This is a genomic window from Thioclava arctica, from assembly GCF_040892615.1.
In the GTDB taxonomy this organism is placed as follows: domain Bacteria; phylum Pseudomonadota; class Alphaproteobacteria; order Rhodobacterales; family Rhodobacteraceae; genus Thioclava; species Thioclava arctica.
In genome coordinates this window covers 109,711-115,730 of record NZ_JBFRYC010000010.1, presented here as the reverse complement: position 1 = coordinate 115,730, position 6,020 = coordinate 109,711, and the positions used below count along the sequence as shown (strand labels likewise).

The 6,020-nt window shown below is 60.2% G+C and carries 7 protein-coding genes; 4 read left to right on the top strand and 3 right to left on the bottom strand.

All coding sequences use genetic code 11. The features are described from left to right. Nucleotides 1-166 precede the first annotated feature (166 nt). Nucleotides 167-595 carry a large conductance mechanosensitive channel protein MscL gene (mscL, locus tag AB4874_RS15260; protein WP_295535201.1) on the top strand — a complete coding sequence of 143 codons (429 nt, stop codon included), beginning with the start codon at nucleotides 167-169 and terminating at the stop codon, nucleotides 593-595. Nucleotides 596-661: 66 nt separating this feature from the next. Here mscL and ald read toward each other — a convergent pair whose 3' ends face one another. Next, nucleotides 662-1,777: an alanine dehydrogenase gene (gene ald / locus AB4874_RS15255; protein ID WP_368392614.1), complete on the bottom strand. Its 1,116-nt coding sequence runs from the start codon at nucleotides 1,775-1,777 to the stop codon at nucleotides 662-664. A gap of 144 nt (nucleotides 1,778-1,921) precedes the next feature. On the opposite strand from ald, the gene AB4874_RS15250 reads away from it, so the two are divergent. Beyond that, nucleotides 1,922-2,386 (top strand): Lrp/AsnC family transcriptional regulator, encoded by a 465-nt coding sequence (locus tag AB4874_RS15250; RefSeq protein ID WP_295535205.1) that lies wholly within the window; start codon nucleotides 1,922-1,924, stop codon nucleotides 2,384-2,386. A gap of 11 nt (nucleotides 2,387-2,397) precedes the next feature. Here AB4874_RS15250 and AB4874_RS15245 read toward each other — a convergent pair whose 3' ends face one another. Both AB4874_RS15245 and rpsU read right to left on the bottom strand, forming a co-directional pair. Then, on the bottom strand, nucleotides 2,398-3,846 hold the full coding sequence (locus tag AB4874_RS15245; RefSeq protein ID WP_368392613.1) for a TrkH family potassium uptake protein: 1,449 nt from the start codon (nucleotides 3,844-3,846) through the stop codon (nucleotides 2,398-2,400). Nucleotides 3,847-4,033: 187 nt separating this feature from the next. Next, the gene (gene rpsU / locus AB4874_RS15240; RefSeq protein ID WP_010398727.1) at nucleotides 4,034-4,240 is read right to left on the bottom strand and encodes a 30S ribosomal protein S21; all 207 of its coding nucleotides are present in this window, start codon (nucleotides 4,238-4,240) and stop codon (nucleotides 4,034-4,036) included. A 104-nt stretch (nucleotides 4,241-4,344) separates the two neighbouring features. On the opposite strand from rpsU, the gene AB4874_RS15235 reads away from it, so the two are divergent. Together AB4874_RS15235 and AB4874_RS15230 are read left to right on the top strand one after the other, a co-directional pair. After that, nucleotides 4,345-5,013: a COQ9 family protein gene (locus AB4874_RS15235; protein WP_295535216.1), complete on the top strand. Its 669-nt coding sequence runs from the start codon at nucleotides 4,345-4,347 to the stop codon at nucleotides 5,011-5,013. After that, nucleotides 5,013-6,005, top strand: coding sequence for an NAD(P)H-quinone oxidoreductase (locus AB4874_RS15230; RefSeq protein ID WP_295535219.1), 993 nt, complete (start codon nucleotides 5,013-5,015; stop codon nucleotides 6,003-6,005). The genes AB4874_RS15235 and AB4874_RS15230 overlap by 1 nt, the downstream gene beginning before the upstream one ends. The last annotated feature ends 15 nt before the right edge of the window (nucleotides 6,006-6,020 follow it).

The following is a 6,020-nucleotide window of genomic DNA, read 5'->3' as shown; positions in this document are numbered from 1 at the left end:
GGTGCGTATCGCGATCCTGAATGGCTACACCGCCCTTGGCATCCCCGTCACGAAAAAGGTGGGGTGAATCCGTCTGGGGAAAGGGGAACTATGTCCGGCAGCTGATTTGTGCAACAGAGTCTCCCCGCACCCGAAAGTCGTTCGGGCTATCTCTAAGGGGCAGAGAATGATTCAAGAGTTCAAGGATTTCATCGCCAAAGGCAATGTCATGGACATGGCGGTTGGTATTATCGTTGGCGCCGCGTTTACTGCGATCGTCACATCTTTGGTTGGCGATCTGATCAATCCGATTATCGGGCTGTTCACAGGCGGTATCGATTTCTCCAACAAATACGTCGTGCTTGCAGGGGACGTTCCCGCCGGGTCCGCTTTGGCGGCGGCACGCGAGGCTGGCGCATCGGTCTTCGCCTATGGTTCGTTTATCATGGCGATTATCAATTTCCTGATTATCGCCTTTGTGGTGTTCCTGTTGGTGAAGCTGGTGAACCGCGTTAAATCTGCCGCGGAAAAGCCCGACGACGTTGCACCCGAAGTGCCGACGGGACCGAGCGAACTGGACGTGTTGCTTGAAATTCGTGACGCATTGAAAAAATAAGCCTGCTTTGCGCGGCTTGCAAAAAAGGCCCGGGGTGACCCGGGCCTTTTCGTATCGCGATAGCGCTTAAGCCAGCAGGGACTCTGTCGTGGTCAATGGCAGGCCAAGCGCCTCGGCCACCGCCGCATAGGTGATCTGCCCCTCATGTACGTTCAGACCGTTCGCAAGGTGGGAATCGTCCGAGCAGGCCTTCTGCCAGCCCTTATTGGCCAGTGCCAACATGAAGGGCTGCGTCGCGTTTGACAGCGCCAACGTCGCCGTGCGCGCAACGGCACCGGGCATATTGGCCACGCAGTAATGCATCACGCCCTCGACCTCATAGATCGGATCGTCATGGGTCGTGGCATGCGAGGTTTCCACGCAACCGCCCTGATCAATCGCCACATCGACAATCGCAGCCCCCGGTTTCATCGTTTTCAGCATGTCGCGCGTCACCAGTTTGGGCGCAGCCGCCCCCGGAATCAGCACCGCGCCGATCACCAGATCGGCCGCTGCGACCAATGCAGCGGTCTCGGCTTTTGACGAATAGGCGGTGCGGAAAACCCCGGCGAAGGTGTCATCAAGATAGCGCAGGCGCGGCAACGAGCGGTCCAGCACCGTGACATCCGCGCCCATGCCCGCAGCCACGCGCGCAGCCTGCGTGCCAACCACGCCCCCGCCGATCACGACAACTTTGGCGGGGGCCACGCCGGGAACGCCACCCAGCAAAACGCCGCGCCCGCCATTGGCCTTTTGCAAGGTCCAAGCGCCCACTTGCGGTGCAAGACGCCCCGCCACTTCCGACATCGGTGCGAGCAGGGGCAACGTGCCGTCCTTGGCCGTCACGGTTTCATAGGCGATGCAGGTCGCGCCCGATTGCATCAATTCGCGCGCCTGTGCCTCATCGGCGGCGAGATGCAGATAAGTAAACAGGATCTGGCCCTTGCGCAGCATCGCGCGCTCGGACGTCTGGGGCTCTTTGACCTTCACGATCATGTCGGCCGCCTCAAAGACCGCCTTGGCGCTGGGCGCAATCTTGGCACCCGCTGCCTCATAATCGGCATCGCTAAAGCCCGCACCCACGCCTGCGCCGGCCTCGACGAGAACCGCGTGGCCATGCGCCACCGCCTCATGCGCTGCAGCCGGCGTCAGCCCGACCCGGTATTCCTGTGACTTGATCTCGCGCACGGTTCCGATTTTCATTGCGTTTCCTCCTCCAATGGTCCTGTCGCGTCCTAACCTTACTATGGGTTTTCTTGCGCGAAATCGGTTTGCCAATATGTGATTGTGACATCGCTAAAGCGCCGGTATCTTCGGTGAAAGCGGGTCAAGGCAGCAGGAACTTGCATGGATGGTAAATTGGACGCGACAGATCGTCGACTTTTGACGGTGTTACAAAAGCTTGGGCGAATCTCTAATGCCGATCTGAGCGAGCGGGTGAACCTCTCTCCCTCGGCCTGTCACAGGCGTGTCCAGCGGCTGGAGGAAGAGGGCTATATTCGCGATTACGTGGCGCTTTTGGATGCGCGCAAGATGGGGCGCACGACGGTGATCTATGTCGAGATCAAGCTGTCGGGGCAGGCCGATGAGATCCTTGCCGCATTTGAGAACGAGGTGCAAAAAGTGCCCGAAGTGCTTGAGTGTCACCTGATGGCGGGGGCTGCGGATTATCTTTTGAAGGTCGTGGCCAAAGATACCGAAGATTTTGCGCGCCTGCATCGTGCCAAACTGGCCTGCCTACCCGGGGTAATGCAAATCCAGTCAAGTTTCTCGTTGAAATGCGTGCAATGGACGACGGCGTTGCCGGTGTGACGTCAATCTGACTAGTCGCGCCAAAACTTGGGCAGGAACAGCACAAGGATCGCCAGCATCCCGATACGCCCCAATAGCATCGCCAGCGTCATCAACCAGATCGCAGTGGTCGAAAACGCGGCCATTGTGCCGCTGCTGGCGGTCAGCGGCCCGATCGCATAGCCGATATTTCCCAGCGCCCCCCACGTCGCGAATAGCGCCGAGATGAAATCGGCTCCGGTCATCGAAATGCCGACCGAAATCACCCCAAGCGCCAGAATATAGCCGGTGAAATAGAGGATCAGCGAGGACAGCACGTCCTCTTCGAGAACCTTGCCGCCAAGCCGGGGCAAGATGACGCGATGGGGCGCGTGCAACCGGCGCACCGAGGTGCGGATCACTGCCGCCAGCGCTTGCCAGCGAAAGACCGAAAGCGCGCCCGAACTGGAGCCCGTGCAACCGCCGATCAGCCCGACCCAATAGACCAGAACCACGCCAAAACTGCCCCAATGGGTCACATCCGAGGTGCCAAACCCGGTGCCCGTGATGATCGAGGACAGGTTGAAACTGCTATCGCGCAGGATGTCCTCGAAAGAGCCCTGGCGATGCAGGTAGCGCCAGATCAGCAAGGCTCCCAGGGCGATTGCGAACCAGCGCAAAAACGCGCGCACCTGCGGGTCTGCCCAAAAGGGGCGCAGGTCGCCATGGCCCAGTTGCACATAGCGGATAAAGGGCAGCGCCGAGGCCAGCATGAAGAGAGTCCCGGCATATTGGGCGGCAGGGGGGAAGCCTGCAAAGCTGGAATCATGGGTGCCAAAACCGCCCGTCGCAAGCGTCGCCATCGCGTAGCAAATCGCGTCGAACGGGGTCATCCCCGTCGCGCTATAGCTGACCGCGCAAATAACGGTAAGGGAGCCATAGACCCAAAGCAGCGATTTCGCGATGTCGCGCGCGCGCGGCATCACCTTGCCCAGCGTATCAAAGCCTTCGGTCTGGAAATAGCGCATCCCGCCAATGCGCAGCACGGGCAGAAAGATCATCGCGACAAAGGCGATACCAAGCCCGCCGAACCAGTTCAGCATTGCACGCCACAGCAGGACCGAACGGGGCAGCTCATCAAGATCGGTGAAGACCGTGTAACCAGTCGTCGTGATGCCCGAGGCTGCCTCGAAATAGGCATTGGTGAAGGGCACATGCGGTGCTCCCTCAATAAAGGGCAGCGCGGCAAAACAGGGCACGGTGAGCCAGATCGCGGCGGTCAGCAAATAGGCCTGCCGGGTGGTCAGCCCATCATCGCTTTCGCTATGGGAAGCCATTGCAAGCAGGCTGCCCACCAGCATCGTCTCGATCGCGGCTTCGAGGAATTCTTGCCAGTTCAAGTTGGCGTCGTGCAGGTCGATCATCATCGGCACCAGCATCGACGCACCCAGCGCCGCAAGGATCAGACCAAGCAAATGTGTAACGGGCCGGACATCGGACATGTTTGAAAGCGGTTCCAGCCTTGAGTGCCAATGCGTCGCGAAAGGGTAGGCGCTGCGACGATTTAGGCAAGGTTAAATCGTCGCGCTGCATTTAGAAAACCAAAAACCCCCGACGGCGAGGCCACGGGGGTCATCAGCGCGGGCAAGCCCGCCAGCATTTTCAGACGCTTCAAGCGGCGTAGAGCGCTTAGAGCGCGCCTTCGCGCTGGGCCTTCTTGCGTGCCAATTTCCGGGCACGGCGAATAGCCTCGGCTTTTTCGCGCGCTTTTTTGACGGAGGGCTTCTCGAAATGTTGCTTGAGCTTCATTTCACGAAACACACCTTCGCGCTGAAGTTTTTTCTTCAGAGCACGAAGCGCCTGTTCGACGTTGTTGTCGCGAACGCTGACCTGCATGTGGTGTCACCACCTTCCTAAGTTAAAGTTGCAGTTACTTGCAGGAACGCCCCATATAGAAGGGAAAAGGTAGCTTGTCTACCGCCGCCAACAGAGGAAACGCGATGAAAAACGATCATATTGATATGGATCGCGCCCGGGCCGAGCTTTTGGCTGCGATCAAGCCGCATGTGCCCTTTGATGGCTGGTCCGAACCTGCTTTTCAGACCGCAATCGTCGATTTGGGACTCGATTCGGCTTTGGCGCGTGTGATCTGTCCGCGCGGGGCTGTGGATCTGGCTGTGCAATACCACCGTGAGGGCGATGCGCTGATGCTGGAAAGGTTGGCTGAAACCGATCTGTCGGGGATGAAATTTCGCGACCGGATCGCCACGGCGGTGCGTTTGCGCCTTGAGGTGAGCGATCCCGAGCTTGTGCGCCGGGGGGCTGCGGTGTTTGCCCTGCCGCAAAACGCAGCGACGGGGTCGAAACTCGTCTGGGAGACCTGTGACAAGATTTGGCGCGCGCTGGGCGATCAGAGTGAGGATTACAATTGGTATTCCAAGCGGCTGACCCTGTCGGGCGTCTATTCCTCGACCGTGCTCTATTGGATGGGCGATACCAGCGCCGATCACGCCGAGAGCTGGGAGTTCCTCGATCGCCGCATCGAGGGCGTGATGCAATTCGAAAAAGTGAAGGGCAAGCTGTTGAAATTGCCCTTCGCGACGCAGATCCTTGGCTCGATCCGGGCGCCTAAGCCGCCCACGGACATGCCTGGAAAGGAGGCGCGCTGATGAGCTTGCCCGAACAGATGCGCTGCGTCGAAATCACCGAAGCTGGCGGGCCGGATGTTTTGGTGCAAACCTCGCGAGCGGTGCCGGTGCCAGAGCATGGAGAAATCCTGATCGAGGTGGCCTATGCCGGGGTCAATCGCCCCGATGCGCTGCAACGGGCAGGGGCCTATCGCGCGCCCCCCGGTGCGTCCGATTTGCCGGGGCTGGAATGTTCCGGACGGGTGGCGGCGCTTGGGTCGGGTGTCACGCAATGGGCGGTGGGCGATGCGGTCTGTGCGCTGTTGCCCGGCGGTGGCTATGCTGATTACGCAACCTGTCCGGCTGAACATGCGCTGCCTGTGCCCGTTGGTCTTGATCTGAAATCGGCGGCCTGCCTGCCCGAGACATGCTTCACCGTCTGGTCCAACGTGGTGATGCGCGGCGGGCTGAAGGCAGGGGAGCGGTTTTTGGTGCATGGCGGTTCCAGCGGCATCGGCACGACCGCGATCCAGATCGCCCGGGCGCTGGGCGCGCGGGTCTTCACCACGGCGGGCAGCCCGGAAAAATGCGCCGCCTGCGAGGAGCTCGGCGCAACCGCGATCAACTACAAGACGGGCGATTTCGTCGATGTGCTGCGGGCCGATGGTGGCGCCGATCTGATCCTCGATATGGTCGGTGGTAGCTATATTGCGCGCAATATCAAGGCGATGGCGGATGATGGCCGGATGGTGATGATCGCCTTCCTCGAAGGCCCCAAGGCCGAGATCAATTTCGCGCAGGTCATGATGCGCCGCCTGACGATCACCGGATCGACCCTGCGCCCGCAATCGGTTGCGGCCAAAGCGGCGATCGCGGGGCAGTTGCGCGAGCATGTCTGGCCGATGATCAGCGCGGGCAAGTTGCGGGTGATCCATGACAGCACCTATCCGCTGGCGCAGGCTGCGATGGCGCATGCACGCATGGAATCAAGCCAGCATATCGGCAAGATCGTGCTGGAAGTAACGGGCGGCTGACCCCGCCAATGGAGG

Bases quoted from the DNA above. Each gene is read 5' to 3' on its own strand.
- mscL (WP_295535201.1), top strand. From the start codon at position 167: ATGATTCAAGAGTTCAAGGATTTCATCGCCAAAGGCAATGTCATGGAC.
- ald (WP_368392614.1), bottom strand. From the start codon at position 1,777: ATGAAAATCGGAACCGTGCGCGAGATCAAGTCACAGGAATACCGGGTC.
- AB4874_RS15250 (WP_295535205.1), top strand. From the start codon at position 1,922: ATGGATGGTAAATTGGACGCGACAGATCGTCGACTTTTGACGGTGTTA.
- AB4874_RS15245 (WP_368392613.1), bottom strand. From the start codon at position 3,846: ATGTCCGATGTCCGGCCCGTTACACATTTGCTTGGTCTGATCCTTGCG.
- rpsU (WP_010398727.1), bottom strand. From the start codon at position 4,240: ATGCAGGTCAGCGTTCGCGACAACAACGTCGAACAGGCGCTTCGTGCT.
- AB4874_RS15235 (WP_295535216.1), top strand. From the start codon at position 4,345: ATGAAAAACGATCATATTGATATGGATCGCGCCCGGGCCGAGCTTTTG.
- AB4874_RS15230 (WP_295535219.1), top strand. From the start codon at position 5,013: ATGAGCTTGCCCGAACAGATGCGCTGCGTCGAAATCACCGAAGCTGGC.